Annotated in this window: 20 protein-coding genes and 1 riboswitch; of the genes, 9 read left to right on the top strand and 11 right to left on the bottom strand. The window is 67.1% G+C overall.

Features of this window, described 5'->3' with window-relative positions:
* From KK7_RS0117615 to KK7_RS21105, 3 genes are all read right to left on the bottom strand, one after another.
* A partial coding sequence (locus KK7_RS0117615) for a response regulator (RefSeq protein WP_010545966.1) occupies window positions 1-263 on the bottom strand: 263 nt, incomplete at its 3' end.
* Window positions 264-332: 69 nt separating this feature from the next.
* Window positions 333-2,762: an ATP-binding protein gene (locus tag KK7_RS23515; protein ID WP_086011780.1), complete on the bottom strand. Its 2,430-nt coding sequence runs from the start codon at window positions 2,760-2,762 to the stop codon at window positions 333-335.
* 35 nt (window positions 2,763-2,797) lie between these two features.
* Window positions 2,798-3,955: an EAL domain-containing protein gene (locus KK7_RS21105; RefSeq protein WP_010545964.1), complete on the bottom strand. Its 1,158-nt coding sequence runs from the start codon at window positions 3,953-3,955 to the stop codon at window positions 2,798-2,800.
* A 674-nt stretch (window positions 3,956-4,629) separates the two neighbouring features.
* On the opposite strand from KK7_RS21105, the gene KK7_RS0117600 reads away from it, so the two are divergent.
* The 4 genes from KK7_RS0117600 to KK7_RS0117585 all read left to right on the top strand — a co-directional run bounded on the left by KK7_RS0117600 (window position 4,630) and on the right by KK7_RS0117585 (window position 9,615).
* Window positions 4,630-5,946, top strand: coding sequence for a UDP-glucose dehydrogenase family protein (locus KK7_RS0117600; RefSeq protein WP_010545963.1), 1,317 nt, complete (start codon window positions 4,630-4,632; stop codon window positions 5,944-5,946).
* 101 nt (window positions 5,947-6,047) lie between these two features.
* Window positions 6,048-6,986: a sulfate adenylyltransferase subunit CysD gene (gene cysD / locus KK7_RS0117595; RefSeq protein WP_100207631.1), complete on the top strand. Its 939-nt coding sequence runs from the start codon at window positions 6,048-6,050 to the stop codon at window positions 6,984-6,986.
* Window positions 6,986-8,899 (top strand): sulfate adenylyltransferase subunit CysN, encoded by a 1,914-nt coding sequence (gene cysN / locus KK7_RS0117590; protein WP_010545961.1) that lies wholly within the window; start codon window positions 6,986-6,988, stop codon window positions 8,897-8,899. Before cysD ends, cysN begins: the two co-directional genes overlap by 1 nt.
* Entirely contained in the window at window positions 8,881-9,615 is a 735-nt protein-coding gene (locus tag KK7_RS0117585; RefSeq protein WP_029623404.1) for a 3'(2'),5'-bisphosphate nucleotidase CysQ, read from the top strand. The genes cysN and KK7_RS0117585 overlap by 19 nt, the downstream gene beginning before the upstream one ends.
* 289 nt (window positions 9,616-9,904) lie before the next feature.
* On the opposite strand, the gene KK7_RS0117580 is transcribed toward KK7_RS0117585, so the two are convergent.
* Window positions 9,905-12,685 carry a TonB-dependent receptor gene (locus tag KK7_RS0117580; protein ID WP_010545959.1) on the bottom strand — a complete coding sequence of 927 codons (2,781 nt, stop codon included), beginning with the start codon at window positions 12,683-12,685 and terminating at the stop codon, window positions 9,905-9,907.
* Window positions 12,686-12,917: 232 nt separating this feature from the next.
* On the opposite strand from KK7_RS0117580, the gene KK7_RS0117575 reads away from it, so the two are divergent.
* Both KK7_RS0117575 and KK7_RS0117570 read left to right on the top strand, forming a co-directional pair.
* On the top strand, window positions 12,918-14,126 hold the full coding sequence (locus KK7_RS0117575; protein ID WP_010545958.1) for a histidine-type phosphatase: 1,209 nt from the start codon (window positions 12,918-12,920) through the stop codon (window positions 14,124-14,126).
* Between the two features lie 113 nt (window positions 14,127-14,239).
* Window positions 14,240-14,836: a hypothetical protein gene (locus tag KK7_RS0117570; protein WP_010545957.1), complete on the top strand. Its 597-nt coding sequence runs from the start codon at window positions 14,240-14,242 to the stop codon at window positions 14,834-14,836.
* Window positions 14,837-14,931: 95 nt separating this feature from the next.
* Here KK7_RS0117570 and KK7_RS0117565 read toward each other — a convergent pair whose 3' ends face one another.
* From KK7_RS0117565 to glmS, 3 genes are all read right to left on the bottom strand, one after another.
* Window positions 14,932-16,101, bottom strand: coding sequence for a glycosyltransferase (locus KK7_RS0117565; RefSeq protein ID WP_010545956.1), 1,170 nt, complete (start codon window positions 16,099-16,101; stop codon window positions 14,932-14,934).
* Window positions 16,101-16,877 carry a polysaccharide deacetylase family protein gene (locus KK7_RS0117560; RefSeq protein ID WP_010545955.1) on the bottom strand — a complete coding sequence of 259 codons (777 nt, stop codon included), beginning with the start codon at window positions 16,875-16,877 and terminating at the stop codon, window positions 16,101-16,103. The genes KK7_RS0117565 and KK7_RS0117560 overlap by 1 nt, the downstream gene beginning before the upstream one ends.
* A 204-nt stretch (window positions 16,878-17,081) precedes the next feature.
* On the bottom strand, window positions 17,082-18,905 hold the full coding sequence (glmS, locus tag KK7_RS0117555; RefSeq protein ID WP_010545954.1) for a glutamine--fructose-6-phosphate transaminase (isomerizing): 1,824 nt from the start codon (window positions 18,903-18,905) through the stop codon (window positions 17,082-17,084).
* A gap of 158 nt (window positions 18,906-19,063) precedes the next feature.
* On the opposite strand from glmS, the gene KK7_RS0117550 reads away from it, so the two are divergent.
* Window positions 19,064-19,552: a nuclear transport factor 2 family protein gene (locus tag KK7_RS0117550; RefSeq protein ID WP_010545953.1), complete on the top strand. Its 489-nt coding sequence runs from the start codon at window positions 19,064-19,066 to the stop codon at window positions 19,550-19,552.
* A 52-nt stretch (window positions 19,553-19,604) separates the two neighbouring features.
* On the opposite strand, the gene KK7_RS0117545 is transcribed toward KK7_RS0117550, so the two are convergent.
* On the bottom strand, window positions 19,605-19,916 hold the full coding sequence (locus KK7_RS0117545) for a hypothetical protein (RefSeq protein WP_010545952.1): 312 nt from the start codon (window positions 19,914-19,916) through the stop codon (window positions 19,605-19,607).
* Window positions 19,913-21,265 (bottom strand): bifunctional UDP-N-acetylglucosamine diphosphorylase/glucosamine-1-phosphate N-acetyltransferase GlmU, encoded by a 1,353-nt coding sequence (gene glmU / locus KK7_RS0117540; RefSeq protein ID WP_010545951.1) that lies wholly within the window; start codon window positions 21,263-21,265, stop codon window positions 19,913-19,915. Before glmU ends, KK7_RS0117545 begins: the two co-directional genes overlap by 4 nt.
* A gap of 82 nt (window positions 21,266-21,347) precedes the next feature.
* On the opposite strand from glmU, the gene KK7_RS0117535 reads away from it, so the two are divergent.
* Together KK7_RS0117535 and KK7_RS0117530 are read left to right on the top strand one after the other, a co-directional pair.
* On the top strand, window positions 21,348-22,019 hold the full coding sequence (locus tag KK7_RS0117535) for an HAD-IA family hydrolase (protein WP_010545950.1): 672 nt from the start codon (window positions 21,348-21,350) through the stop codon (window positions 22,017-22,019).
* A gap of 27 nt (window positions 22,020-22,046) precedes the next feature.
* Window positions 22,047-22,137, top strand: a riboswitch (glycine riboswitch).
* Between the two features lie 102 nt (window positions 22,138-22,239).
* The gene (locus KK7_RS0117530) at window positions 22,240-23,625 is read left to right on the top strand and encodes an L-serine ammonia-lyase (protein ID WP_010545949.1); all 1,386 of its coding nucleotides are present in this window, start codon (window positions 22,240-22,242) and stop codon (window positions 23,623-23,625) included.
* Window positions 23,626-23,631: 6 nt separating this feature from the next.
* On the opposite strand, the gene KK7_RS0117525 is transcribed toward KK7_RS0117530, so the two are convergent.
* Together KK7_RS0117525 and KK7_RS0117520 are read right to left on the bottom strand one after the other, a co-directional pair.
* Complete coding sequence (locus KK7_RS0117525) at window positions 23,632-24,951, bottom strand: alpha/beta hydrolase family protein (protein ID WP_010545948.1); 1,320 nt, start codon at window positions 24,949-24,951, stop codon at window positions 23,632-23,634.
* A 57-nt stretch (window positions 24,952-25,008) separates the two neighbouring features.
* The coding region (locus KK7_RS0117520) for a TonB-dependent receptor (protein WP_010545947.1) at window positions 25,009-26,795 on the bottom strand (1,787 nt) is incomplete at its 5' end.

Below are 26,795 nucleotides of genomic sequence, written 5' to 3'. Positions count from 1 at the left end.
CCCCCCGCCGTGTCGGCGGTGACGACGATGATCGGCAGCCCCGCCTTGGCATCGGTGCGCGCACGGATCTGGCGGATCGTCTCGAAACCGTCGGTACCGGGCATGCGCAGATCGACCAGAACGATGTCGAACGTTTCGGAGTCGATTCGGGCGAGCCCCTCCTCCGCCCAAGCGGCCTCGGCCATGGTTGCGCCCGCCACGTCCAGCATGTCTTTGACAACGCGGCGATTCATTGGGTCGTCTTCGATGAACAGGATGTTCATCGAGGCTCGCCCACCAGGGCAGACACCAGCGTTTCAGCCAAAATTTGCATGTCGGAGTGTATTATCGCCCTAAGCCGCCCGTGTTACAAGCGGGTCTTTCCCCACATCATCCGTCGTCCGCGCAGATGCCGGCACCGCGGCTTCCAGCAATTCTGCGCCAGCGACCGGCTTTTCTATAACTTGTGTTACGCCCGCGTCCATAAATTGTACCCGCCGCGCGCCATCGCCACCGGCGGCCGTCAATATCGTGATCCGGATCCCGGGCTGGACCCGGCAGAGATTGGCCAACTCGACCAGACCGTCCTCCGTTGCGGTGCCGAGCGCGGCTTCGTCAACGATCAACGCGGCGAAGTCTTCCAATTCGAGTAGCTTTGCCGCCTCCCCGGCATCGGCGGCGAAATGCAGGTTCGGCACCGCCTTCTCGAACACGGCGCGCAGCATTGCGCGGGTGATCGGGTTGCGCTCGACGAGCAGTACCCCGGCCGGGCCGGATGCGGCCGGTACCGAAGCCTGGGGCGGCGCGGTGCGGACCAGCGGCAGGTCGAGCGTGAAAGTGGAGCCCTCCCCCGGCGTGCTGGCGACGAGCACCGTCCCTCCCAGTGCGTGCGCGAGGTTTCGGCAGATGGCGAGACCGAGGCCGGTGCCGCCATATTGCCGCGTGGTGCTGGAATCGGCCTGACGGAAGCTCTCGAAGATCTCCCCCAATTTCTCTGCCGGGATACCGATCCCGGTGTCGGAGACGGCGATCTGGAGCCGCTCCCCGGCATCCGCCGATGCGGGGACGACGGCTACGTGAAGGCCGACCTCCCCGGCTGCGGTGAACTTCGTGGCGTTGGACAGCAGGTTGAACAACAGCTGGCGCAGCCGTCCGGGGTCGCTGACGATCCAATCGGGCGCATCGTCCAGCGCGCAGACGAAGCGCAGGCCCTTGGCGGCGACCGGTTCCGACCAGAGGCGCGCCACATCGGTCGCGAGCGCACGGAAGTCCATCGGCACCGGATCGATGGTCAGGTTGCCGCTCTCCATCTTCGCAACATCGAGGATGTCGTCCACCAGCGCCCGCATCGTGAGACCGGCGCCCTGCACGAGTTCCAGCCGCTCGCGCACGTCGGCCGCAAGCGCACGGTCCGCCAGCATCACCTGGGTCATGCCGAGGATGCCGTTGAGCGGGGTGCGGATCTCGTGGCTGGTCGTTGCCAGGAACTCCGTCTTCGCATGCAGCGCCTTTTCGAGCGCGACATTGGTAGCGGCGAGCACCGCGTTGGCGGCACGGACCTGATTGCGGCTGCGGCGGATGGTCAACAGGCCGACGCTCAGCAACACGATCACGATCAGCGTCGCGGCGCCGAGCGCCAGGAACAGCACCCGTTGGAACTGCGCCGCCTTGCGCAACTGCTCGGTCTTCAACCGCTGGATCGTCAGTTCCTGGTTCGCATAGTCGAACCGGGCCGCCATCAGCGCCGCGCTGTTGTTGGTGGCGACCTTCGCCGCCTCTTCGTTCAGTCGCTTGAGCGCTTCGAGATGGAGCAGGGCCAGCCGGTCGCGGCCCAGCCTGCGATAGATGATGTAGGCGTAGAGATGCGGGGTCCGAAAGTCCTGGGTGGTGCTCGCGAGGTCCATCCCCTTGAACGTTTCCCGGATGAGGGTCGCAGCGCGCTCCGTATTGCCCTGGTCGTTGGCCACCCGCGCGGCGGTCGCGTTCAGCAGCCGGCGCAATCCGCTGGCGTCGGCGCCTTTTGCCAGGGAGAAGGCGCGCGCCAGCGTCGCGTTGGCAGCCTCAAGGTTGCCGGACTCGACCTGGCTCCGCGCCAGATTGTCGAGAACACGGACTTCGAGGAACGGTTTCCCCAGCTTGCGCGCCAGCGCGACCGCGGCGCCATATTCGGCGTTTGCATCCCGATAGCGCTCGAGCATCAACAGCACGTTGCCGCGCCGGTTGTGCAGCGCCAGCGAAAGCAGCGGGTCTCCGTCATACAGAAGCGCAGCCTGCCGAAAGTAGCGCTCGGCACGATTGAAGTCGGAGGCCGTGGTGTAGAGCGTGCCGATGCTTTGCAACGCCATCGCCTGGCTTCGCGGCTCCCGCAACTGCTCGAAGATCCGATAGGCGCGTTGGAACGCGAAGAGCGCATCGGCAGCCTTGTCCTGCGTGAGGAACAGGTTTCCGAAGGCAATCTGAAGGTCTCCCTTCAGGGAAACGGGACCGCTCACCTTTGCCAGCGCCTGCTGCGCCGCGTTGAGGGAGGCGCGGGCGGCCTCTGTTCGGTCCGAACGCAATTGCAGTTCCGCACGCAGCCACAGGGCGGTTCCGTGGACCAGCGCTCGTTCGCCGGGGTCGGAACTCTTTCCCGCCAACCCGTCGATACGCTCAATGATCGGTTCGGGATCGGCCGACTGGTCGACAATCCGCCCGCGCGCTTCGCGCACAAGTGCCGCAACGTCTGTCGGCAATCGCTGCGCCAGGCTCCCGGATGGAGCCAGGCAGACGATCGTCGCTGCCATTGCCAGGCAGGCGCGAGCACGCCTGCCACGCCCGGTCAAGCGCGCGTCCACGAACTTCCGGACCGGAGAAATACCGGGCGGCTGGACATAGTTTCCGCCAGTTGCTCCTGCTCGCCCAGATAGGCGCACAGCGCCGCGAACGGCACCGGGCGCGAGATGAGATAGCCCTGCACCAGATCGCAGCCCATGACGCTGAGCAGCGCCAGCGCAGCCGGCGTCTCCACGCCCTCGGCGGTCACCTCCATCTCCAGTGCGTGGGCAAGATCGATGGTAGAGCGGACGATCAGCGGGTCGCGGTGGCTGGAGGTGAGCTGTGTCACGAACATCTTGTCGATCTTCAGCTCCTTGGCGGGGAGCTGCTTGAGATAGGCGAGGGACGAGAGGCCTGCGCCGTAATCGTCGATCGCAAGAACCACGCCGTGGTCCGCAAATTGCTGAAGGTGCCGGATGGCGCTTTCCGGATCGCGGATCACCGCCGTCTCGGTGATCTCGAAGCCGAGCTTCGCCTGCGGGTGCGCGGTGATGATCGCGCACGATTCCTCGATGAACGCCGTGTCGGCGAGCAGCATGCCGGAGATATTGAGGAACAGCGGCAGGTCGTAGCCGCTGGCGGCCAGTGCACGCTGGTCGGCGATCACGCGCCGGAGCGTCCAGAGCGTGAGGTCGGCGATCTGGCCCGATTCCTCGGCAGCGGCAATAAAGTCCCCTGGCAGGACGAGCCCGCGATCGGGATGCTGCCAGCGGATCAGCGCCTCGGCGCTTGCGACCTTCTGCTGACGCACGTTGATCTTGGGCTGATAGTGCAGGAACATCTCGCCGGCAGCGATCGCGCGCGGCAATTCTGCAATCAGCGTCAGACGATCCACCGAGCGATCGGCGACCGACAGGTCGATCACGCTGAGCCCGCCTTGGTTGCCGGCCCGGGCGAGTGCGGCTTCCGCCGCTTCCAGGAGGCGCAGCCCGTCGCCTTCCCCGCCGGGCGACCAGGCCGCACCGATCTCGAAATCCAGCCGGGCAGCAAGTCCAAGCGCGCGCTGGCAGGCCTGCATCTCGCCCAGCATCGTCTTCAGCCGGACCGCGGCCGCATCCGCGTCGGGCGCCCGCAACATCACCTCGATCAGATCGCGGCTGGCACCCGCCAGTTCGACATCGTCCGCGTCGGCCGCGATTCGATCAGCAATGGTCCCGAGCACGCTCTGAAGCCCGGCTTTTCCCAAAATACGGCGCACTGTCTCGAAATTGGTCACTCGGCATAACGCCGAAACATTCAAGCCATGGCTCACCGCACGCCCTCCCGCCGCCTGCTCCGGCTACACACCGAATAAAGGACAGTTCCGTGAAAAACTACTGGTTGATGAATAAATCTGCCGGAAAACCGGCATTTGCGGCTATTTTCGAACGCCGATCGCCTCGCATTTCCCGCTGCCACCTCGCCCCCCGCACGTCGGGCTCCGAGCTTTACGGGCTGCCCTTTTACGAATGGTAAATGCGCATCTTCATGCATGTGCAGCAGAAACCTCCGCAGATTCCCCGATTGCCGACCGGTAAATTTTTCATTAACGAAATGACTTGCGCGTAACAGCGCAGAAATGGGAGCCAAAAAAATGACCTTCTTCAACCTCTTCTTCCGTGATGGCGCTGGCGGCACGGACATCCGTCCGCTCTGAACCTCGCTATGCAGCCGGCGACGGTCACGTCGCCGGCTGAAACAACCGACAAGAAAATGGCCCGCGCCCCGCGGGCCTTTTTCTTTGGCACGGCGTCCGAAAGCAAAAATGCTGCACTGCGACGGGTTGCGGTCACATCAGGTTCGGTTAAGAGCCTTGGTGGACCGCTGGAGACAGCCTTTTTGTCATAGGGGAAAATCGTGCGCATTGCGATGATCGGCACGGGCTATGTGGGCCTGGTTTCGGGAGCCTGCTTTTCGGACTTCGGCCATGAAGTCGTCTGCGTGGACAAGGACGCGCGCAAGATCGAGCTCCTTCACCAGAATGTGATGCCCATCTACGAGCCGGGTCTCGATGCGCTCGTCGCCAGCAACGTCAAGGCGGGCCGCCTGTCCTTCACCACCGACCTCGCCGAGGGCGTGAAGGATGCCGATGCGGTGTTCATCGCCGTCGGCACCCCCAGCCGCCGCGGCGACGGCCATGCCGATCTTTCTTACGTCTTCGCCGCCGCGCGCGAGATCGCCGAGAACCTGACCAAGCCGAGCGTGATCGTCACCAAGTCGACCGTGCCGGTGGGCACCGGCGACGAAGTCGAGCGGATCATCGCCGAGGTCGCCCCCAACAGCGGCGCCAAGGTCGTCTCGAACCCCGAATTCCTGCGCGAAGGCGCGGCGATCGAGGACTTCAAGCGCCCGGACCGCGTCGTCGTCGGCACCGAGGACGAGTTCGCGCGCCAGGTGATGCGCGAGATCTATCGCCCGCTGTCGCTCAACCAGTCGGCACCCGTCCTGTTCACCGGCCGCCGTACCTCCGAGCTGATCAAGTACGCCGCCAACGCCTTCCTCGCGGTGAAGATCACCTTCATCAACGAGATCGCGGACCTGTGCGAGCAGGTCGGCGCGGACGTGCAGGAAGTGTCGCGCGGCATCGGCATGGACAACCGTATTGGGGGCAAGTTCCTCCACGCCGGCCCCGGCTATGGCGGCTCGTGCTTCCCGAAGGACACGCTGGCGCTGATGAAGACCGCCGCCGACAACGAGACGCCGCTGCGCATCGTCGAAGCGACGGTGCAGGTGAACGACGCCCGCAAGCGCGCGATGGGCCGCAAGGTAATCAAGGCGATGGGCGGCGACGTCCGCGGCAAGACCGTCGGCATCCTCGGCCTCACCTTCAAGCCGAATACCGACGACATGCGCGACGCGCCCAGCCTCTCGATCATCGCGGCGCTGCAGGATGCGGGCGCGACGGTGAAGGCCTATGACCCGGAAGGCGTCGAGCAGGCGAGCAAGATGCTCACCGATGTCGAGTTTGTCGAAAACCCCTATGCGGCCGCCGACGGCGCAGACGCGCTGGTGATCGTCACCGAGTGGGACGCGTTCCGCGCGCTCGACCTCACCCGCATCAAGAACAGCCTCAAGTCGCCCGTTCTGGTCGACCTGCGCAACATCTATCCGCCGGCCGAACTCGAACGCGCCGGCCTGCAATACACCGGCGTCGGCAAGCCGAGCCGCGACTGATTCGCCTGCCCGCCCTCGCCGCTCGATCGGCGGGGGCGGGTATGCAGCGCTAAACAATAACTAGATCGCGCGGACGCCCGGGGCTTTTTACATGCTCCGTCATGCTGCAAACGAGCACCATGGACACCGCCCCCGCATCGCCTGCGCCGCTGACCCATCTTCAGCGGCTGGAGGCCGAGAGCATCCACATCCTGCGCGAAGTCGCCGCCGAGGCGGAGCGCCCGGTGATGCTCTATTCGATCGGCAAGGACAGCGCGGTGATGCTGCATCTTGCCCGCAAGGCCTTCCACCCGGCGCCCCCGCCCTTCCCGCTGCTCCATGTCGACACGACCTGGAAGTTCAAGGCGATGTACGAGATGCGCGAGCGCTCGGCCAGGGCGGCGGGCATGGAACTGCTGGTGCACCAGAACCCGGACGCCAAGGCCCGCGGCATCAACCCGTTCGACCATGGCGGCCTGCACACCGATCTTTGGAAGACCGAGGGGCTCAAGCAGGCGCTCGACAGATATGGCTTCGATGCGGCGTTCGGCGGCGCGCGGCGCGACGAGGAAAAGAGCCGCGCCAAGGAGCGCATCTTCAGCTTCCGCACCGCCAGCCACCGCTGGGACCCGAAGAACCAGCGCCCCGAGCTGTGGCGGATGTACAATGCCCGCAAGGCCAAGGGCGAGAGCATCCGGGTGTTCCCGCTGTCCAACTGGACCGAACTCGACATCTGGCAGTATATCCTGGCCGAGGGCATCGAGATCGTGCCGCTCTACTTCGCGGCCCCCCGCCCGACGGTGGAGCGCGACGGCATGCTGCTCATGGTCGATGACGAGCGGTTCCGGCTGAGGCCCGGCGAAGTGCCGGTGGAACGCTCGATCCGCTTCCGCACCCTCGGCTGCTACCCGCTCACCGGCGCGGTGGAGAGCACTGCCGACACGCTGGAAACGGTGATCCAGGAAATGCTGCTCACCACCACCAGCGAGCGCCAGGGCCGCGCGATCGACCACGACCAGGCCGCCAGCATGGAGAAGAAGAAGCAGGAGGGGTATTTCTGATGACCGCCTATCGCCCCGACGCGCTGATCGCCTCCGACATCTCTGCCTATCTCGACCTGCACCAGCACAAGTCGCTGCTGCGCTTCCTCACCTGCGGATCGGTGGACGACGGCAAGTCGACGCTGATCGGCCGGCTGCTCTACGATTCGAAGCAGATCTTCGAAGACCAGCTCGCCGCGCTGGAGAATGATTCGAAGCGCGTCGGCACCCAGGGCCAGGCGATCGATTTCGCGCTGCTGGTCGACGGCCTCGCCGCCGAGCGCGAGCAGGGCATCACCATCGACGTCGCCTATCGCTTCTTCGCCACCGAGAAGCGCAAGTTCATCGTCGCCGATACCCCCGGCCATGAGCAATATACCCGCAACATGGTGACCGGCGCCTCCACCGCCGATCTCGCCGTGATCCTGATCGACGCGCGCAAGGGCGTGCTCACCCAGACCAAGCGGCACAGCTATCTGGCGCACCTGCTCGGCATCCGGCATCTGGTGCTGGCGGTGAACAAGATGGACCTGGTCGAGTATGACCAGGCGGTGTTCGATCGCATCGTGGCCGACTATGCCGCGTTCGCCGGCTCGATCGGCATCCGCGACTTTACCGCCATCCCGATCTCCGGCTTCCGGGGCGACAATGTCACCACGCGCAGCGACGCGATGCCCTGGTTCACCGGCCCGGTGCTGCTCGACCATCTGGAAATCGTCGACGTCGATGCCGATGCCGATCGGGTCAAGCCGTTCCGCATGCCCGTGCAATGGGTGAACCGCCCCAATCTCGACTTTCGCGGCTTTGCGGGGCTCGTCGCCAGCGGCACCGTGCGCCCGGGTGACCCGGTCCGCATCCTGCCCTCGGGGCGCACCAGCAGCGTCGCGCGCATCGTGTCGATGGGTGGGGACCTGGACGTCGCGGTCGCAGGTCAGTCGGTCACCCTGACGCTTGCCGACGAGGTCGACTGCTCGCGCGGTGACGTGATTGCCGCCGCCGATGCGCCACCGCAGGCCGCCGACCAGTTCAAGGCGACCCTCGTCTGGATGGACCCGGCCGAATTGCTGCCCGGCCGCGCCTATTGGCTGAAGCTCGGTACCCAGACGGTCAGTGCCGTCGTCCGCGCGCCGGAATATGCGATCGACGTCAACACCATGGCACGTAGCGCGGCGAAGACGCTGGCGCTCAACGACATCGGCGTGGCGGAGATCGCCACCGACCGGCCGATCGTATTCGAGCCCTATGCCGAAAGCCACGACCTTGGCGGCTTCATCCTGATCGACAAGCTGACCAACGCCACCGTCGGCGCCGGCATGCTCGAATTTTCGCTCCGCCGCGCCCAGAACGTCCACTGGCAGGCGATCGAGATCACGCGCGAGGCGCACGCCCAGCAAAAGGGCCAGCAGCCGCGGCTCCTTTGGTTCACCGGCCTGTCCGGCTCGGGCAAGTCGACCATTGCCAATCTGGTCGAGAAAAAGCTGTACGCGCTCGGCAAGCACAGCTTCCTGCTGGACGGCGACAATGTTCGCCACGGGCTCAACCGCGATCTGGGCTTTACCGATCAGGATCGGGTGGAGAATATCCGCCGCATCGGCGAGGTCGCCAAGCTGATGACCGATGCCGGTCTGATCGTGCTGACCGCCTTCATCTCGCCCTTCCGCGCGGAACGGGCGATGGTGCGGTCGCTGCTGGCGGAGGGCGAATTCTTCGAGATCTTCGTGGACACGCCGCTGGAAGAGGCCGAGCGTCGCGACGTGAAGGGGCTCTACAAGAAGGCGCGTGCGGGGGAGATCGCCAATTTCACCGGCATCTCCAGCCCCTACGAACCCCCGCTCGCGCCCGAGATCCGCATCGACACCAGCCGCACCAGCCCCGAGGAAGCGGCCGAGCAGATCGTCGAGGCGATCATGGGCGTATGGAGCCCGGTGCTTTGAACGACGCCAAGCTTGCCCACGCGATCGCCGAGGAAGCCGGCGCGCTGCTGCTGCGCATCCAGGAGGATTGCGCCGGCGGGGCACGCGGCGATCGTGAGGCCAACGCACTGATCCTGGAGCGGCTGCGCGCTGCCCGGCCGGAGGACGCCATCCTCTCCGAGGAATCGGCCGACGACCATGTCCGCCTCGAGCGCAACCGGGTCTGGATCATCGACCCGCTGGACGGCACCCGCGAGTTCGCCGAACGACGTGAGGATTGGGCGGTGCATGTCGCCCTCGCCATCGACGGCAAGCCGGCGGTGGGCGCGGTGGCCCTGCCCCGGCTGGGCCTGACGCTCGCCAGCGATACGCCGCCCGCGCTGCTCCCGGCCCAGGTGCCGCCGCGCATGCTCGTCAGCCGTACGCGCGCGAGCCAGCTCTGTGCCGAAGTCGGCAGCACGATCGGCGCGGTGCATGTCGGCATGGGATCGGCCGGCGCGAAGGCGATGGCCGTGGTGCGCGGCGAGGCCGAGATCTACCTGCATTCGGGCGGCCAGCACCAATGGGACAATTGCGCGCCCGTGGCCGTCGCGCTCGCCGCCGGGCTGCACTGTTCGCGCATCGACGGGAGCCCGATCGTCTATAACGAAGCGAGCACGAGCCTGCCCGATCTGCTGATCTGCCGCCCCGAATGGGCCGCGCCGGTGCTGGCGGCGGTGGCCGACTGCAATCGATAGCAATACATCCGGACAAACCCGGATGGGGCTCGTCCCGAATTATCGGAATCACGCCGCCCCGCTATCTAGGGGGCACGCGATACGGAGCGACTCCCCCCGCCCCCTTCGCCAGTAACCAGCGTATCGGCGTGCTTCGAACTGACGCGATGCAACGCCGTTTTGGAGCAAGTCGGCGCCTCACATTCCGATCCCCCCGTGGGGCGCCGACTTGTTTTCCGAGTACAAGAGAGCACTTGCGCATCGGGCCGGTCCGTACTCCCTCCCTCGACGGACCGGCCCTTTTCTTTGCTCAGAATGCGTATGAGAGGTTGAGCATGTAGGTGCGGCCGACCTCGACATAGCCGCCCTTGCGGTCCACCGAGAGCAGCGCCTTGCCGACCCCTGCCGTCGCCCAATAGGTGTGCGCGTTGAGCAGGTTCTGCACCGAGATGCCGGCGCTGAGATGCTGGTTCAGCGTGTAGCTGAAGATCGCGTTCATCGTCGATACCGGCTGGATATAGGTGTCCGGCTGCGATGAGCGCAGGTCGTACAGCTTGTTGCCGGTATAGGCATAGTTCAGCGCGGCGTTGAAGCCGCCATGCACCCAGAACAATTCGGTGTTGAACATCACCTGCGGCGCCTGCGGCATGCGCTGGCGGCGATAGGCGTTCGACACGAACACCGTGGCATCGGCCCGCTGGAGCGTGACGTTGCCCTGGAAGCCCAGCCCGTCGAGCAGGCCCGGTAGCCCCTTCGGGCTGTACCGCGCGAACAGCTCGATACCGTACACGCTGCCCTTGCCGCTGGTGTCGAGCGTCTGGATCTCCACCCCGTCCGGCGAAAGCTGGGTGTTCGGCGAGGTCCAGACGTTGAGATCGCCGGTCGAGTTGGTCGTGCCGGTCGAGAACATCACATGGTTGAGGCGCTTGTAGTAGAGCGCCGCCGAGAACAGGTCCGTGCCCGCGCCCTTGTGCTCGATCGAGGTATCGACATTCCACGCCGTCACCGCGTCGAGATTGGGGTTCGGCACGAAGATCGAGGTCACCTTGCCGCTATCGTCGCGCGAGACGCTGGTCGGCCCCAACAGCAGGTCGAACGCCGGACGCGAATAGCTCTTTCGCACCGAGAAGCGGTACACGGTGTTCTCGCCCGGGCGATAGGAAGCGATCAGGCTCGGCAGCCACTGATCATAGCTGCGCGCGCTGGTGGTGAAGCCAGACGTCTTGCCATTGTCCTGCCAGTAGCGCCCCCAGAACCAATTGTGCTCGAAGCGGACGCCCGGGGTGATGCTGAGCCCGCCAAAGGCAAAGTTGGCGAGGAGATAGACGCCGGTGCGACGCTCCTTGCCGTCCAGCCGGTTCTCCTCGAGCTTGACCGGATCGATGCCCGCCAGCTTGGAAAGGGACAGCTTGGCGTTCTGCGCCTCGACCCAATTGTGATCGGGGATGTAGATCGGCACCTGCGCGTTGGTCATGAAGCCGTTCAGGCGCTTGCCCGGCACCCCGCTCAGGCGGGTCTGGTTGGGATCCCCGGCGGAGAAGCTGTATTGCAGCGCACCGTCGTCGCCGAGGCTGTTCGAATAGCGCTTGGCCGTCTCGACCTTGGCACCGGCCTGGATCGACGACAGCCCGCGATCGCCGAAGCGCCAGGTCGCATCGGTGCGGCCTTCGAGCTTCGATTCCCACGAATCCTCGAATTGGGCCGTGGTATAGGCCTGGGCGAAGGTGTCGAAGTTGGTGATGGCGGCGCGTGCCGCATCGTTCAGCACCACCTGCGGGCTGATGCGATCGGCAAGGCTGGTGATCAGCTGGTAGGTCGCCGGGCCGGTCGCGTTCGGGCCGATATAGGTGGGGCTGCGCCAGCTCGCCTGGATGCGCAGCGGATAGCTGGTCGCGCCGCGCGAATAGGCGCCGTTATAGTCGAGCGTCAGGTCGCCCAGCCGGGTCTCGCCGCCTAGCTTGGTGGTGAACAGCCGCTGGTTGCTGTGCTCGGTGCGGAAATAGTTGCTGCCGCCCAGCCCGTAGATGGCGAGATAGCCCGCCGCATCATAGTTGGACCCCAGCTTGCTGCCGGCATTGGGGTTGGTCTGCCCGGCGGTGAGGCCGGAGATGCGTGCCGCCGTCTGGTCCATCCAGCTCTTCAGCCGGTATTCGCCATAGGTGGTGCGGGCATACAGATCGGTGGTGTCCCCCTTCCACTCGATGTTGACCGTGCCGCCGAAGCGCTCGATCTTGTTCTGGAAGACCTGCCAGATCACGCCGATCGGCATCACGTTGTTGAGATTGTCGCGGATCCGGCCCGGCTGGTTGCCGTCGATCTTGGTATATTCGCGGTGCAGCGCTACCGACTCGCTGAACACGTTCTTCTTGCCGTAATAGCCCGACGCGAAGATGCCGAGATGGTCGCCGAGGCGCTGCGCCGTCTCCAGCTGGACGGTGCCGCCCCAGCGATCCTGATCGCGCGCGGCGGCGCGGCCGGCAAGCTGGCCCTGCACCCGCAGCTGAAGATGGTGGGCACCGAAATCGAACGGTGACGCGGTGCGTAGATCGATCACGCCGGCGATCGCGTCGCCGTCCTGCGCGGCGGTCGGTGCCTTGTCGACGCGCACTTCCGACAGCGCGAAGGGCGACAGCAGGTTCATCGAAATGGCGCGGGTCCGCGCATCGGTCTGCGCCAGGCGGACGCCGTCAAAGGCATAGGCGTTGTAGGCGGTATCGAGACCGCGGATCGACAGATATTGCGCCTCGCCGGTCGCGGCGGCATTGCGCGACTGGTCGACCGAGGAGCTGAGGCCCGGCAGGCGGGTGAGCAGATCCGCAAGGTTCTGCTGCGGCTGCGCACGCAGTTCCTCGCCCGAGACGATGGTGACGAGCGAGGCGTTCTTCACCTGCTCTTCCTGCACCTGCTTGATCGCGACGCGCTGGCCGGTGACGACGATCGCCTCGCCCTCGCGCGCCTGATCCTCTTCGCCGGTCGCCGGTGCGGTGACGGTATCGTCCCGCGGCGTGGCGGCCAGCGCCAGGCCCGGTGCGAGCAGTGCGACCGTGCCCCCGCCCAGAAGCAGCGCGATGCGCTTGTTCCAGTGTCCCATTGGTATGCCCTTCTCTTGGAATTGGACCCAGCGCGTTCTCCGCTGGTGCCGCCGCCCCTAGGCCCGAAGCGCTTCGAAAAAGGGTCATCTTCATGGCGGTTTGGCTGCGCACCCATGACATATTTGCTGCGACGCAGCATAAGTGCCGCGATTTATTCGGATAATACCAATTCCGAGATTGGTATCTTTTTGTCGTCACAAGAGCTTCATGCAGACGCGCTAGGCGGCGCCGATGATCCAGCTTCGCAGTGCCGCCCTCGCGGCTATCGCCCTGCTTCTTCCCTCGCTTGCGGAGGCGCGTCCCCAGCCGCCCTCGCGGATCGAGCGGGTGGTGCTGCTGATGCGGCACGGGGTGCGGTCGCCGCTGGTCGGCGAGGTGCCGCCGGCGACCCGCACCGGCAGCCCCTGGCCGCGCTGGCGGGCGGCCGACGAACAGGTGACGCCGCATGGCAGCGCGGCGCTGCTTGCCCTGGGGAGGGGAGACCGGCGGTGGCTGGCGGCGACAGGGCTGATCCCCGCTAAAGGCTGCCCCGCGCCGACCGCGATCCGGATCTGGACCAACAGCTCGCCGCGCACGATCGCCACCGGCCATGCCTATGCCAAGGGTTTCGCGGCGGGCTGCACGCTGGCGGTCGGGCATCGCCCCGAAGGCACGAACGATCCGCTGTTCGAGCCGCTGGGCGCCCATCCGGCGGGCTTCGACGCCGCCCGGGCGGTGGAATCGATCCTCGCCTATACCGGCGGCGCGGAAGCACTGACGCGGCGCCATGCCGCCGGGCTTGCGCTGCTGGAACAAGTGCTCGCCTGCCCCGAGGCGCCGTGCAGCCCGATCGAGCCCGCCTCCATTGCCGCCAGCGCGGACGGCCATGGTATCGACCTGAAGGGGCCGATCCGCGCCGCGTCGGGCACCGCGCAGGTGCTGATGCTGCAATATCTGGAGGGGCTGCCCATGGCACAGGTCGGCTGGGGCCGCGTGACGCCCGCACAGCTTGCGACGCTGGGCTCGGTGCACGGAGCGCTGTTCGATGTGTTCAGTCGTCCGCCCTATATGGCCGCCTTCCAGATGGCACCGACCGTCGACCGCATCGCCGCAGACCTCACCGCACCCGACGCACCGGCATTCGACCTGCTGATCGGCCATGACACCAACGTCGCCGCACTCGCCGCGGTGCTGGGCGTGCCGGTGCGGGCGCCGGGCTTCGCCGCGGACGATCCCGCGCCCGGCGGCGGCATCGCGATCGCGCTGGTGCGGTCGGCGGACGGCACCGGGGCCGTGCGACTCTGGTATCGCAGCCAGAGTGCCGCCGACATCCGCGCCGCCCGCGACCGCATCGCCTGGATGCCGCTGCGGCTCGACGGGTGCGACGAGGGCACGGAGCATCGCTGCCCGCTGCCCCGCTTCCTCCGGCGGCTGGCCGTCGCCACGGCGGCGGCGCGCTGATGGGGTGAACGTCCCATTGTAGCGGCGCACCAGGGGGATATCGCAGGGCACCCCCTGCACCTCCGCGCCCTGGTTCCGGGCACGAGCGGCGCCGGATCGCTGGAGACGCTGCTATGCCGATGCCGTTCCGCCCCCTGCTGTTCGCCGTTGCCGCCTTGCTGGCAGCGGCACCGCTGACGGCGCAGGACTCACCCAAGACACAGGCCCACCGCGCACCCGACTTCGTGCCCGCACGCTTCCGCCCGCCATCGCTGGTGACCGCCCCGGGCTTCAAGCTGGTGCCGCTCGGCCCCGCCTTGGTGCAGATCGATTTCGCCGCCTACATGTCTTCGATCGAGCATCTGCAGAAGACCTTCACGCGCGGCACGGCATGGCCCCACCCGGGCATCACCGCTGCCGATGCGATGCGCGACATGGAGACAGAACAGGCGCGCTTCCGGATGCGCAAATCCTTCGCCTATGCAGTGCTCACCCCCGACGGCCGCCGGGAGCGCGGCTGCGTCTATATCGCGCCGAGCCCCGTCGGCGGTCATGACGCGATGGTGCAGCTATGGGTGACGAAGGCCGAGCACGACGCGGGCTTCGATGCCGAACTCTACGCCTGGGTACGCGACTGGGTCGCACGGGACTGGCCGTTCCAGCACGTCGCCTATCCCGGGCGGGCGATCGACTGGGCGACATGGGATGCGGCGGTGGTCGCGGGGAAGTAGATGGGCGGGGGAGCCCGGCCGCGTGCCCGCTTTCCGGCGCCGCCAGTCGGTACGCGCGGGAGCAGCCGCAAGCGGCTACCGCCTACCCGCCTGCCTCACGCCGCCCGCGAATACGCCATCGCCCGGTAGCTGGCGAACAGCTCCTCGAAATGCTGGTCCATCGTCCGCGTGGTCGGCGCATCGGCGGTGGCGCGCATGCGGTGGAACAGCGGCGTCGTATCGACGAACTGGGTGAGCGCGTCGCGCAACGCGACCGGATCGGCAGCGCGGTAGAGCATGCCCTGCCCCTCGACGAACTGGTCCGCCGCGCCGCCCTGGTCCGGCACGATCAGCGGCAGGCCGCTCGCGCGTGCCTCGGCAGCGACCATGCAGAAGGTCTCCGCCTCGCAGCCATGGACCAGCGCGTCGGAACTGGCGAGCACGCGGGCGAGCTGCTCGCGGTTGCTGGTCGGCTCGAACAACTGGGCATGCGGATTGCGGCCGATCGCGGCGATCACCTTCGAACGGGCGGTACCGGTGCCGATCAGGATCAGGCCCATGGGGTGCCGCCCCGCCGCGGCTTCCGCCGCCTCGATCACCATCGGCCAGCGCTTCTCGGCCGCCAGCCGGCCGACGCCGATCAGCAGGGTCGATTCCGGCCCGAGGCCGCAGCTCGCCAGCAGCTCGGCGCGGAGCGATTCGTCGCGCAAAGAAGGATCGAAATATCCGGGCTCCACGCCCATCGGGATCGTCACCACCTTGGTGAGGCCACCCTCGGTCAGCCGGCGGGCGAGATCGCGCCCCGCCGTCACCACCTGGTCGAAGCCGTCGTCCAGGCGGCGGAGATGCTGCCAGAAGGAGCTGAATCCCTTGTCGATCGTCTCGCGGTTGGCGATCGTGCCGAACCAGCGATAGGCATAGGCCGCCAGCGGATCGGCGTGCATCACCAGCGCACGCCGCGCCGAGCCCTGCCAGCGCGCGACCATCGAAGCGCTGCGCCAGGGCGAGGATGCCTCGACGAAATCGGGGCGCCAGCGATCGAGCGCCGCGTGGAGCGCCGGTTCGTCGTCGAAGTAGCGATAGCGGCGATCGAGCGGCAGCAGCGGCGCCGGGATCGTCGCCAGGATCGCGCCGTCGCGCTCCTCGAGGATCTCCTCGCGTTCGCCGGGGGCGAGGATGATGATCTCATGACCCAGCTTGGCGCCGAGCTCCATCTTGCGCCGGACATAGGTTTTCACGCCGCCGCCATAGGGGCTGTAAAAGGCGCAGACGTCGAGGATGCGCATCAATGCGTCTCCAGCAGTTCGCGATATTGGCCGAAGCGGCCGCCCTTGGTGAGCGCACCAAGCGTCTTGTCGATGCTCGTCAGCAGCGCCGGCACGGTGACATCCCCCGGATGCACGCCCAGCCGCATCGCCGGGCGGCGCGGCAGCAGCGCCCGGGCCAGCGCCGCCACCGCGAGCGACGAGGCGATCCGGCCCTTGCTGCGGCTGGCCCAGGTGATCACCGGCCCCTTGGCGAGCACGCGATCCTGCTGCTGCGGCGCCCAGACGCGGAAATGATCCTCGGCCAGCGCGAAATCGAGGTCGCGCAGCGCCGCGCGGGCGCCGTCGCCATAGAGCCAGGCGGGGGCGATGAAGCCGGTGACCGGGCGGCCGATGATATCCTCCACCAGCGCCCGGCCGCGCGTCATCCGGTCGCGCGCGGTGGCATAATCGAGGCCGAGAAACTCGCCCTCGCCGGCGGTCATGTGCTTGGCCTTGAACCGCGCACCTGCCGAGGCGTGCTCGGACACATCCTTGTGGAACCATCCGTGCAGGAACATCTCGATGCCCGAATCGGCCCAGGCGCGCAGCCGGGTGGCGAAGGGGCTGCCGGGGACCAGCGGCGCCGAACCCCAGTGATCCGGCACCACCAGCATTGCATAGCGCGGCGCGCCGATATGCTTGAGGAACAGCTCGGAAAGCCGGTCGACCGCGCCCTCGGAACGGGGCCCGACATCGTGGATCGATGCGAGCAGGCTGGGGCCTCGGGGCCCTTCGGGGCGGGTGGTTGCGGTCATCGATCGATCTTTGCTGCAGGTGCGAGCGATATAGACCGCCGGAACAGGGCGGCAAGCGGGCCGAATTTCGTCTTTTTCTAACGTACGAAACTCAAAGCCTTAGACGAAGCGGGAGACCGACATCCGCAGCAAGACGGCCACATTTGCTCGCAGCGACCCGGTCCGAGGCCCCTTCCTCCCCCGCCAGGGGGAGGAAATTCCACCTCACTCCACCGTCACCGATTTCGCCAGGTTGCGCGGCTGGTCGACATCCGTGCCCTTGGCCACCGCCACATGATAGGCGAGAAGCTGCACCGGCACGGCATAGACCAGGGGCGCGATCAGCGGATGCACCTTGGGCATGGTGATCGTCGCGATGCAGCCGTCGCCGGCCGCCTGGATGCCGTCATAATCGGAGATCAGCACCACCTTGCCGCCGCGCGCCTGCACTTCCTGCATGTTGCTGACGGTCTTGTCGAACAGCGGGCCCGAGGGCGCGATCACGATCACCGGCACGGCATCGTCGATCAACGCGATCGGCCCGTGCTTCATCTCGCCGGCGGCATAGCCCTCGGCGTGGATGTAGCTGATTTCCTTGAGCTTCAGCGCGCCTTCCAGCGCCAGCGGATAATCGGTGCCGCGCCCGAGATACAGCACGTCGCGCGCCGCCGCGATCACGCCCGCCATCGCCTGGATCGATTCGTCATAGGCAAGTGCCGCGTTGAGCGAGGCCGGCGCCTCGCCCAGATGGCGGACGATGCGGCGTTCCTCGGCCTCGTCCATCCGCCCCTTGGCCTTGGCCAGATTGGCCGCCAGCGCCGCCAGCACCGCCAACTGGCAGGTGAACGCCTTGGTCGAGGCTACGCCGATTTCCGGGCCGGCATGGGTTGGCAGCAGCAGGTCCGCTTCGCGCGCCATCGAGCTGGTCGGCACGTTGACCACGGCGGCGATCTTCTGCCCCTCGCTGCGGGCATGGCGGAGCGCCGCGAGCGTATCCGCCGTCTCGCCCGACTGGCTGATCACGATCATCAGCCCGCCTTCTTCCATCACCGGCGCGCGGTAGCGGAATTCGGAGGCGACATCGATGTCGACCGGCACGCGGGCGAACTGCTCGAACCAGTATTTCGCCACCATGCCGGCATAGTAGCTGGTGCCGCACGCGACGATCGTCACCCGCTTGATCGCGGAGAGATCGAAGTCGGGGATCGGCAGCGTCACCTTCTCCTCCATGCGCTGGAGGTAGGCGCGCAGCGTCTGGGCGACGACGATCGGCTGCTCGTAGATCTCCTTCAGCATGTAATGCCGATGGTTGCCCTTGGAGATCAGCTCGCCGGTGACGCCCGAGATGGTGATCGGCCGCTCGACGGGATTGTTGTCCTTGTCGAAGATATCGGCGCCGTCCCGGGTGATGACGACCCAGTCGCCCTCTTCCAGATAGGAAATCCGCTGGGTGAGCGGCGCCAGCGCGAGCGCGTCCGAACCGAGATAGGTCTCGCCCTCGCCATAGCCGACGACCAGCGGCGAGCCGAGCCGCGCGCCGATCAGCAGATCGGGATGCTGGCGGAACAGGATGGCGAGCGCGAAGGCGCCGTGGAGGCGCGGCAGCACCTCGCGCACCGCATCGGCGGGGGCCATGCCGGCCTCGACCTTCTCGCTCAGCAGATGCGCGACGACCTCGGTATCGGTCTCGCTGGTGAAGCTGCGACCGCGGGCGGTGAGCTCCTCGCGCAGCGCCTTGAAATTCTCGATGATGCCGTTGTGGACGAGGGCCACTTCGCCGGTGGCATGGGGATGCGCGTTGTTGGTCGTCGGGCCGCCATGCGTCGCCCAGCGGGTATGCGCGATTCCGGTGGTGCCGGGCAGCGGGTTGGCGCCGAGTTCCTTGCCCAGGTTCACCAGCTTGCCCGAGGCGCGGCGGCGCTCGATGCGGCCGTCTACGTCCGTGGCGATGCCGGCCGAATCATAGCCGCGATATTCCAGCCGCTTGAGGCCTTCGAACAGACGCTCCGCGACGTCTTCCTTGCCCACGATTCCAACGATTCCGCACATGGCATCCGTCCTCCTGCCCCCGCCCTAGCGCGGGCCGGCGGCCGCCGCTAGCTGGGCGATGGTGACCGGAGGATGAATGGCCGGGTCGGCCCAGCGCGCGATATTGCCAGTTGATCGACGCAGGTGTATTATTCATTCAGCACACCTGGAAACCGTAAATGCCTTTTCCCCTCGCACTCGCGCTTCTCGCCCTGGCGCCGGCGGAAATTCCCACCGGCCCGCAACTGACGCAGCAAATCCGGGCCGCCGACGCGGCCATGTTCGCCGCTTATTTCGGGCCATGCGCCCCCGCGCGGGTAGCGATGCTGGTGACGCCGGATGTCGAGATGTACCATGATCGCGGCGGCGCGTTGCTCGGTCGCGACGCCTTCATGACCAGCTATGAAAAGCTGTGCCGGGAGCGACAGGCCCCGGACGCCTGGCGCAGTCGCCGCGCGCTGGTGGAGGGCAGCTTCCGGGTCGATCCGGTACCCGGCTTTGGCGCGATCGAGGAGGGGGATCATCAATTCTACGAGCGCAAGGGAGAAGGCCCCGAAAAGCTCGCCGGCATCGCCCATTTCGTTCAGCTGTGGAAATGGACGCCCCAGGGGTGGCAACTCGCCCGAATCCTCAGCTACGCGCATCGCGCAGCGGGAACCACGCCGTAAGGATCGAGGCTTAGACTCACGAAGCGGAGTGGCTGATCGTGCCCAATAGCGGTCAATGCGGGAAGTTCGTATCGATGAAGATCCGGGTAAATTCGCCCGGATCGGGCTCGTGCCCCTGTTCCTCGCGGAAGCGCACCGCGCCCTTTTCCCATACCTCGCGGATCGCGCCGGCGATGCCCTCGGGGAACTGCATCCGCTGGACCACGATGCCCCGCCAGTCGCCGTCACCGCCGAACGCTTCGCGCAGCGCCGGCTCAGCGGCGGTGAGTTGGGCATCGCTCTTCTCGTCGAGATGGCCGATCGCATCGAGCACATAGGCGTCGAGCAGCTTGAGAAACGGCTTGTCGGTATAGCGATCGGTCATTTGGCGGCCTTTCGTGCCTGCATGGTTGCCCGGAAGGTCGTCGCCCAGCCCCGTTTCTTCAATGTCTCCGGGCGCGCGACCGCCAGCGCATCGGCCTCCACGTCGCGGTTGATGACCGATCCGGCGCCAATGATCGCGCCGTCGCCGATCGACACCGGCGCCACCAAGGCGCTGTTCGAACCGATGAACGCGCCTTCGCCGATCACCGTCTTCTGTTTGAGGAAGCCATTGTAATTGCACGTGATCGTGCCCGCGCCGATATTCGCGCCGGCGCCGACGATAGCGTCGCCCAGATAGGTCAGATGGTTGGCCTTGGCGCCACGGCCCAGCACCGCGTTCTTCAGCTCGACGAAATTGCCGACATGGCTGTCCGCCTCCAACACCGCGCCGGGGCGCAGCCGCGCGAACGGGCCGACGGTGGCGCCGCTGGCGATCGTCGCGCCCTCGATATGGCTGAAGGCGCGCAGCGTGACGCCGTCCGCCACGGTGACGCCCGGCCCGAACACCACGTTCGGTTCGATCGTCACGTCGCGACCGAGCTGCGTGTCGTGGGCGAACCACACCGTCTCGGGTGCGATCAGCGTCGCGCCTTCCACCATTGCCCTTGTCCGGCGCGCCTGCTGCCATTCCGCCTCCAGCGCAGCCAGCTCGCCGCGGCTGTTGACGCCGGCGACTTCCACCGCGTCCGTCTCGATGACCGCGGCCACCCGGCCATCGCCATTGGCCAGCCCGACGATATCGGTAAGGTAATACTCGCCCGCCGCATTGTCGCTGGTCACCCGCTCCAGCAGCGCGAAGAGATCGGCGCCGCGCACCGCCATCAGCCCGGAGTTGCACAGGGTCACCGCGCGCTCCTCCGCGCTCGCATCCTTATATTCGACGATCTTCGACAGGCGATCCCCGCCCTGGACGATCAGCCGGCCATAGGCGCCGGGATCGGCCGGGCGGAAGCCGAGCACCACCACGGCAGGCTTGTCCTCGCCATGCAGCCGCTCGACCATCCGCCGCATCGTCGCGGTGGTCACCAGCGGCACGTCGCCATAGAGGATCAGCACGTCGCCTTCGAAGCCTGCCAGCGCCGCCTTGGCCTGGAGCACCGCATGGCCGGTGCCGAGCTGTTCGGCCTGGTGCACGGTCTCCGCCCCCAGCGGCGTCACGGCGGCCTCGACCTGCGCGCGACCGGCACCGACCACTACCACTTCGCGTGCGGCGCCCAGCGCCTTCACGCTGTCGATCAGGTGGAGCAGCATAGGCCGCCCGGCGATCGGGTGCAGCACCTTGTGGGTATCGGACTTCATCCGCGTGCCCTTGCCGGCGGCGAGGATGATCGCGGCGATGGGTGCAGTCACGTGGGCCTTCTCCGGTGATTGAGCGCCCGGCACTGCCACGCATCGGTTGCCATTTCCAGTAGGCCGGTGCCATGGCCCGCGCATGACCGATTTTCCGTTCGCCACCATCGGCTTCGATCTCGACGGCACGCTGCTCGATACCAGCGGCGACATCGCCGCGGCGCTCAACCGGGTGCTGGTGGCGGACGGCCGCCCTGCCCTGCCGATGGATCGGGTGCTGCCGATGGTCGGCCGCGGCGCACGCGCGCTGCTGGAGCAGGCGGTGGCAGCAACCGGGGGTGGCGATGCCAGGGTCGTGGATGCGCTCCACCCGCGCTTCGTCGAGGCCTATGCCGCGCATGTCGCCGATCATAGCCACCCCTATCCGGGGATGCTGGATGCCCTGGATGCGCTGGCGGCACGCGGGGCCACGCTGGCGGTGGTGACCAACAAGCCCGAGGCGCTGACCCTGCCGCTGCTGGAAGCGACCGGCCTACTCCCCCGCTTCGCGACGGTCATCGGCGGCGACACGCTGGGGCCGGGCACCACCAAGCCTTCGCCCGCACCGATCCTGGAGATGCTGGCGCGCTGCGGCGGGCCCGCGGCGTTCGTCGGCGATTCGATCTACGACGTGCAGGCGGCGCAGGCGGCGGGCGTGCCGGTGATCGCGTGCAGCTTCGGCTTCTCGGCGGTCCCGGTGGCGACGCTTGGCGCCGAGGCGGTGATCGATTCCTATGCCGAGCTGCTGCCGGCACTCGCACGAATGAGCGTTTGACAGCGATCGCCGCCACGGCGAAACACAAGATGTCGGAAAGGGAGAGAATCCGGGAAACCGGATCGCCGAAGGAGCAACCGCCCCGGAAACTCTCAGGCAAAAGGACCTTCCGACAACCACATTCTGGAGAGTGGTGCCCCGCGCACCCGCCGACGGGATAGCGATCTCAGGCAAACGGACAGAAGGGGCCCGCAACCGAGTGTTTCAGGAGACGGGTTCCGTGGCGACCAAAGGCGTCGGGCCGAATGCAGGGCCGATCAGCATCACCGACGTGTTCACCATCGGCATCGGGCCGTCGAGCTCGCATACCGTGGGGCCGATGCGCGCCGCGCGCGATTTCGCGGTCTGGGTGGTGGCGGACGGTCGGCACATCACCAAACTCTGCTGCGAACTGTTCGGCTCGCTGGCGCTGACCGGCAAGGGCCACGCGACCGATCGCGCGGTGGTGCTGGGGCTGGCGGGCGAGCGGCCCGATGGTGTCGATCCCGATGCGGTGGAGCCGATGCTCGCGACCATCGCCGCCGAGCGCCGCATCCTGCTGGGCGGCACGGCCTCGGTCGGCTTCGATCCGGAGGCGGACATCAAGTTCCGCAAGCGCCAGTTCCTGCCCGGCCACCCCAACGGCATGAAGCTGCGCGCGACCTTGGTCGACGGCGCGGTGCTGGAGCGGACCTATTATTCGGTCGGCGGCGGCGCGATCCGGCGCGAGGGCGCGGATGACGCCGCGAGCCTCTCCGCCGGCACCAACCACCCCTTCGCCAGCGCCCGCGAGATGCTGGAGCGCTGCGACGAGCTCGGGCTGGACATCGCCGGACTGATGCTCGCCAACGAGCGCGGCTGGCGCGACGATGCGGCGACGCTCGCCTTTGTCGACGGCATCCACGATGCGATGAACGCCTGCATGGATCGCGGCATGGTGCAGGACGGCATCCTGCCCGGCGGCCTGGAGGTGCCCCGCCGCGCGCGCAAGCTGCACCAGAAGCTGATGGCGCGCGGCCCCCGGGTCGAGCCCGCCTCGGTGCTCGAATGGGTAAGCCTTTGGGCACTGGCGGTAAACGAGGAGAACGCCGCGGGCGGCCGCGTGGTCACCGCGCCCACCAACGGCGCGGCGGGCGTGATCCCGGCGGTGCTGCGCTATTATGAATGTTTCGTCGGCAACGCGACCCAGGCAGGCAGCCGCCGCCTGCTGCTCACCGCCGCGGCGATCGGCATCCTCTACAAGCGCCAGGCGTCGATCTCGGCGGCCGAGATGGGCTGTCAGGGCGAAGTGGGCGTCGCCTGCTCGATGGCGGCGGCCGGGCTCGCCGCGGCGCTGGGGGGCAGCAACGCGCAGATCGAGAATGCCGCCGAGATCGGCATGGAGCATAATCTCGGCCTCACCTGCGATCCGATCGGCGGGCTGGTGCAGATCCCCTGCATCGAGCGCAACACGATGGGCGCGGTGAAGGCGATCAACGCCGCGATGCTCGCACTCCACGGCGACGGCACCCACAAGGTCTCGCTCGACGCGGTGATCGAGACGATGCGCCAGACCGGCCTCGACATGCGCTCCAAGTACAAGGAGACGAGCCTCGGCGGCCTGGCGGTCAACGTCGTCGAGTGCTGAGCCCGCTCAGGGCTGGGCAGGCCTGAACTCGAAGTTCATTCCCGAAACCCGGCTGGGCTGAAACCCCTTCCAGATGGTCGAAGCCGGTGCCCCGGGACTGAACCCGGCATAGCGGCCAGCGGGGGCGCCGGGCCATTTGCCCTCGTTGGAATTGGGTACCAGCCCGTCGAGATAGGCGGCCTTGGCCTCCTCGCCCTTGACGTTGCGATCGAGGAAGGCGGTGATGAAGTGCGCCTGCACGGCCATCAGCCGGTCCTTGCGCCACACCGCATCCTCGAACCAGTCCATGTCCCAAAAGCTCTCGCGCATCGCCGGCGGCGCGCCGATCAGCGCGATGCTGTGCGCCGCCTCGCGAAAGGTGAGCAGGTAGCGCGGCGCATGGACTTCCTGGTCGAACAGCGTGCGCACGCCGGTTTCATAGCCGACGACATGGTCCTGGCTGCCAACGATGAACAGCGTCGGCGCGCGGATCGCCGCCACGCCGGGCGTCGCCCAGAGCGGTGTGCCGTAGAGATTGCTCGCCGGCGAAATCGCCACCACCGCCTTCACGTCCGCGACCTTGAGCGCAGCGGCCTTCACCGCGCCTGCGACATAGGGCGCAAGCACGCTGCGGGTTGCGGCGGCGAGACCGGGATCGAGCGGCGCCCCGGCGGCGGTCAGCACGCCGTAGCCGCCCATCGAATAGCCGATCAGCGCGGTGCGACCGGCATCGGCGGCGGCGAACACGCCCTGCCCGCTGCGCGCGCGCCGCTGCGCCTCGGCGGCCACGAAGGCGATGTCGAGCGGGCGGCTCGCCAGCGGCCCCGCACGCGCGGCGGGGGTGCGGATGGTGATCGGCGGATCGCGGAAGGCCGGCGCCACCACGACATAGCCCTTGCTCGCGAGGTTCTCGCCCAGCCAGGACAGTACCTCGGGCGTGTTGCTGTAACCGTGCGCCAGGATCACCAGCGGAAACCGCCCCTTCGCCGCCGCCGCGCCGGGAATCGCGAGCCCCGGCACCTCGAACGGCACGTCGCTGCCCTTCTCGCCCGGCAGCGCGGTGCGGTAGCGCGTCCCCGCCCCCTCCCCCTTGGCCACGGCCGGATACCAGAGCTTCACGGGGATATGCCGGTCGCCCACCGCCGGTGCGTCCGCGCCCTGCAGCGGATCGGCGCGGCCCTTGTCGACAAAGTCCAGATCGGCGACGCCGATGCCGTAGCCGCCCAGCGCCGCCAGTTCCGGCGCGTCGACGCTCGGGATTGCCGGCGCCTGCTGCGCGCGGCCCTCTCCATATGAAAAGATCGCGGCCGCACAGATGGCGGCCACGATCCAGGTCCGTACGGTCATCCAGTCCCTCCCGATGGCGGGGCAGATGTCGCGCACCTGCCCCGCTTTCGGGCTGTATCAGTAATTCATGCCGAAGCGGATACCCGCATAGCGGCGGAAATCGCGCGGCAGCACGCCCTGGGTAGCGATGGCGTTTGCCGAACCGGCCGCGCTGCTGACGTTGAAATTGGCCGACGTGTTCACCAACGACTGGAAATACTGCTTGTCGAACAGGTTGTTGACGAACAGCGTCGCTTCCCAGCGGCGCTTGGCATCGCGCACGCCGACGCTGACGTTGAAGATGCTGAAGGCTTTCTGGAAGGTCTCCGGGTCGCGCGCGACATAATGGAGGCTGGAGGTATATTGCCAGCTGCCCTGGAGCACGCCGTTCAGCTTCTCGGTCAGTGCGGGCGCATATTCCACGGTCGCATTGGCCTTCCATTCCGGCGACTGGATCGCGCGGGTGCCGGTCAGGTTCTGGTACGACGGCGAGCCCGCCACGCAGCCCAGCGCCGCGGTCTGCAGCGGATAGCATTGCGCGACCGGGAACGAGGTGTAGGTCGCATCCAGATAGGTCGCGCTGCCGTTGACCGACAGGTCGTGGGTGATGCGCGCGGCCGTCTCGAACTCGAGGCCCTTGGTGTTGAGCCCGCCCACGTTGGTGAGGCGATAGTTGCTGGTGCCGTCGGCCAGCGTCTCGATCGACTGGGCCTGCAGGTCGGTATAGTCGGTGTCGAAATAGGTGACGTTGAACGTCATGCGACGGCCGAAGAACTGGGTGCGGACGCCGAACTCCTTGTCCTTCGAACGCTCCGGACGGATCGGGCCGGCATCGGCGCGATTGCTGTTGAAGCCGGTGGTCAGATCGTAGGTCTGGCCCTTGTAGCCCGTGGCGTAGCTGCCGAAGAGCATCACGTCGCGCGTCGCCTGATATTGCAGGCCGAGGCGGTAGGTGGTGGCATTGTCGCTGGCACGGCCCGCCCAGCTGGCCGGCACCGCCAGGTTCTTGTCGAGGAAGCTGTACTTCACCCGCTCGTTCTGCGCGCGTCCGCCGACGGTGGCGGTGAGGTTCTTCACGAACTCCCAGTCGATCTGGCCGAACGCCGCGATCTGGCGCGAGCCCGACGTCGCGAACCAGTTGGCGGTCGAGAAGACCGGGCCGCGCAGGAACGGCCGCTGGAAGCCGACATTGGCGTAGTAGACGCCGAGCGCGTAGCGGAACGCGTCCGTTCCCGGCGACAGCAGGCGGATCTCCTGGGTGAACAGCCGCGACTTGAACGCACCGACCTGGATGTTGCGGCCATAGGTGCCCGACGCCGCGGTGTCGTCATGGTCGATATAGTCGTCCATGCGGAACTTGTCGTAGGAGGTGAGGCCCAGCACGTTCATCTTGCCGATGTTGATGTCGGTGCGCAGCATCGTGCCCCAGCCCCAGTATTTGGTGCCCGCGCGATCGTTGTTCGCCACCTTCTGGTTGCGCGGATCGACGGTGATCCCGGGCAGCGTCATGTCGGCGGTCAGTCCCGGCTGGCGGCGCAGCACCGCGCCCGGCGTCATGCGGATGAACGGGCGGCCCACCGTGGTGTTGCCGTTCATGTAGTTGCCCGAAAGCGTGAAGACGACGTCCGGCGAGGCCTTCCACTTCAGCTTCGCGCGCGTGCTGAGCGTCTCGCGGCCGTTGACGTCGCGGCCATCGATCACGTTGCGGACATTGCCGCCCCAGTTGGAATAGCTGGCCGAGAAGACATAGCCGAGCGTTTCGCTGATCGGGCCGGTGACGCTGAAATTGCCGCCATATTCGCTGTCGTCGGTGGCGAGCAGGTTCGCCTTGACGTGGAAGTCGCTGGTCGGCTGCGTCGTCATGA

Source organism: Sphingomonas elodea ATCC 31461, assembly GCF_000226955.1.
Classification (GTDB): domain Bacteria; phylum Pseudomonadota; class Alphaproteobacteria; order Sphingomonadales; family Sphingomonadaceae; genus Sphingomonas; species Sphingomonas elodea.
This window is presented reverse-complemented; position numbering and strand designations above follow the sequence as displayed.

Excerpts from the sequence above, each read along its gene's own strand:
- KK7_RS23515 (WP_086011780.1), bottom strand. The coding sequence starts at position 2,762 with ATGGCAGCGACGATCGTCTGCCTGGCTCCATCCGGGAGCCTGGCGCAG.
- cysD (WP_100207631.1), top strand. The coding sequence starts at position 6,048 with ATGCTGCAAACGAGCACCATGGACACCGCCCCCGCATCGCCTGCGCCG.
- cysN (WP_010545961.1), top strand. The coding sequence starts at position 6,986 with ATGACCGCCTATCGCCCCGACGCGCTGATCGCCTCCGACATCTCTGCC.
- KK7_RS0117585 (WP_029623404.1), top strand. The coding sequence starts at position 8,881 with ATGGAGCCCGGTGCTTTGAACGACGCCAAGCTTGCCCACGCGATCGCC.
- KK7_RS0117580 (WP_010545959.1), bottom strand. The coding sequence starts at position 12,685 with ATGGGACACTGGAACAAGCGCATCGCGCTGCTTCTGGGCGGGGGCACG.
- KK7_RS0117575 (WP_010545958.1), top strand. The coding sequence starts at position 12,918 with ATGATCCAGCTTCGCAGTGCCGCCCTCGCGGCTATCGCCCTGCTTCTT.
- KK7_RS0117570 (WP_010545957.1), top strand. The coding sequence starts at position 14,240 with ATGCCGATGCCGTTCCGCCCCCTGCTGTTCGCCGTTGCCGCCTTGCTG.
- KK7_RS0117565 (WP_010545956.1), bottom strand. The coding sequence starts at position 16,101 with ATGCGCATCCTCGACGTCTGCGCCTTTTACAGCCCCTATGGCGGCGGC.
- KK7_RS0117560 (WP_010545955.1), bottom strand. The coding sequence starts at position 16,877 with ATGACCGCAACCACCCGCCCCGAAGGGCCCCGAGGCCCCAGCCTGCTC.
- glmS (WP_010545954.1), bottom strand. The coding sequence starts at position 18,905 with ATGTGCGGAATCGTTGGAATCGTGGGCAAGGAAGACGTCGCGGAGCGT.
- KK7_RS0117550 (WP_010545953.1), top strand. The coding sequence starts at position 19,064 with ATGCCTTTTCCCCTCGCACTCGCGCTTCTCGCCCTGGCGCCGGCGGAA.
- KK7_RS0117545 (WP_010545952.1), bottom strand. The coding sequence starts at position 19,916 with ATGACCGATCGCTATACCGACAAGCCGTTTCTCAAGCTGCTCGACGCC.
- KK7_RS0117535 (WP_010545950.1), top strand. The coding sequence starts at position 21,348 with ATGACCGATTTTCCGTTCGCCACCATCGGCTTCGATCTCGACGGCACG.
- KK7_RS0117525 (WP_010545948.1), bottom strand. The coding sequence starts at position 24,951 with ATGACCGTACGGACCTGGATCGTGGCCGCCATCTGTGCGGCCGCGATC.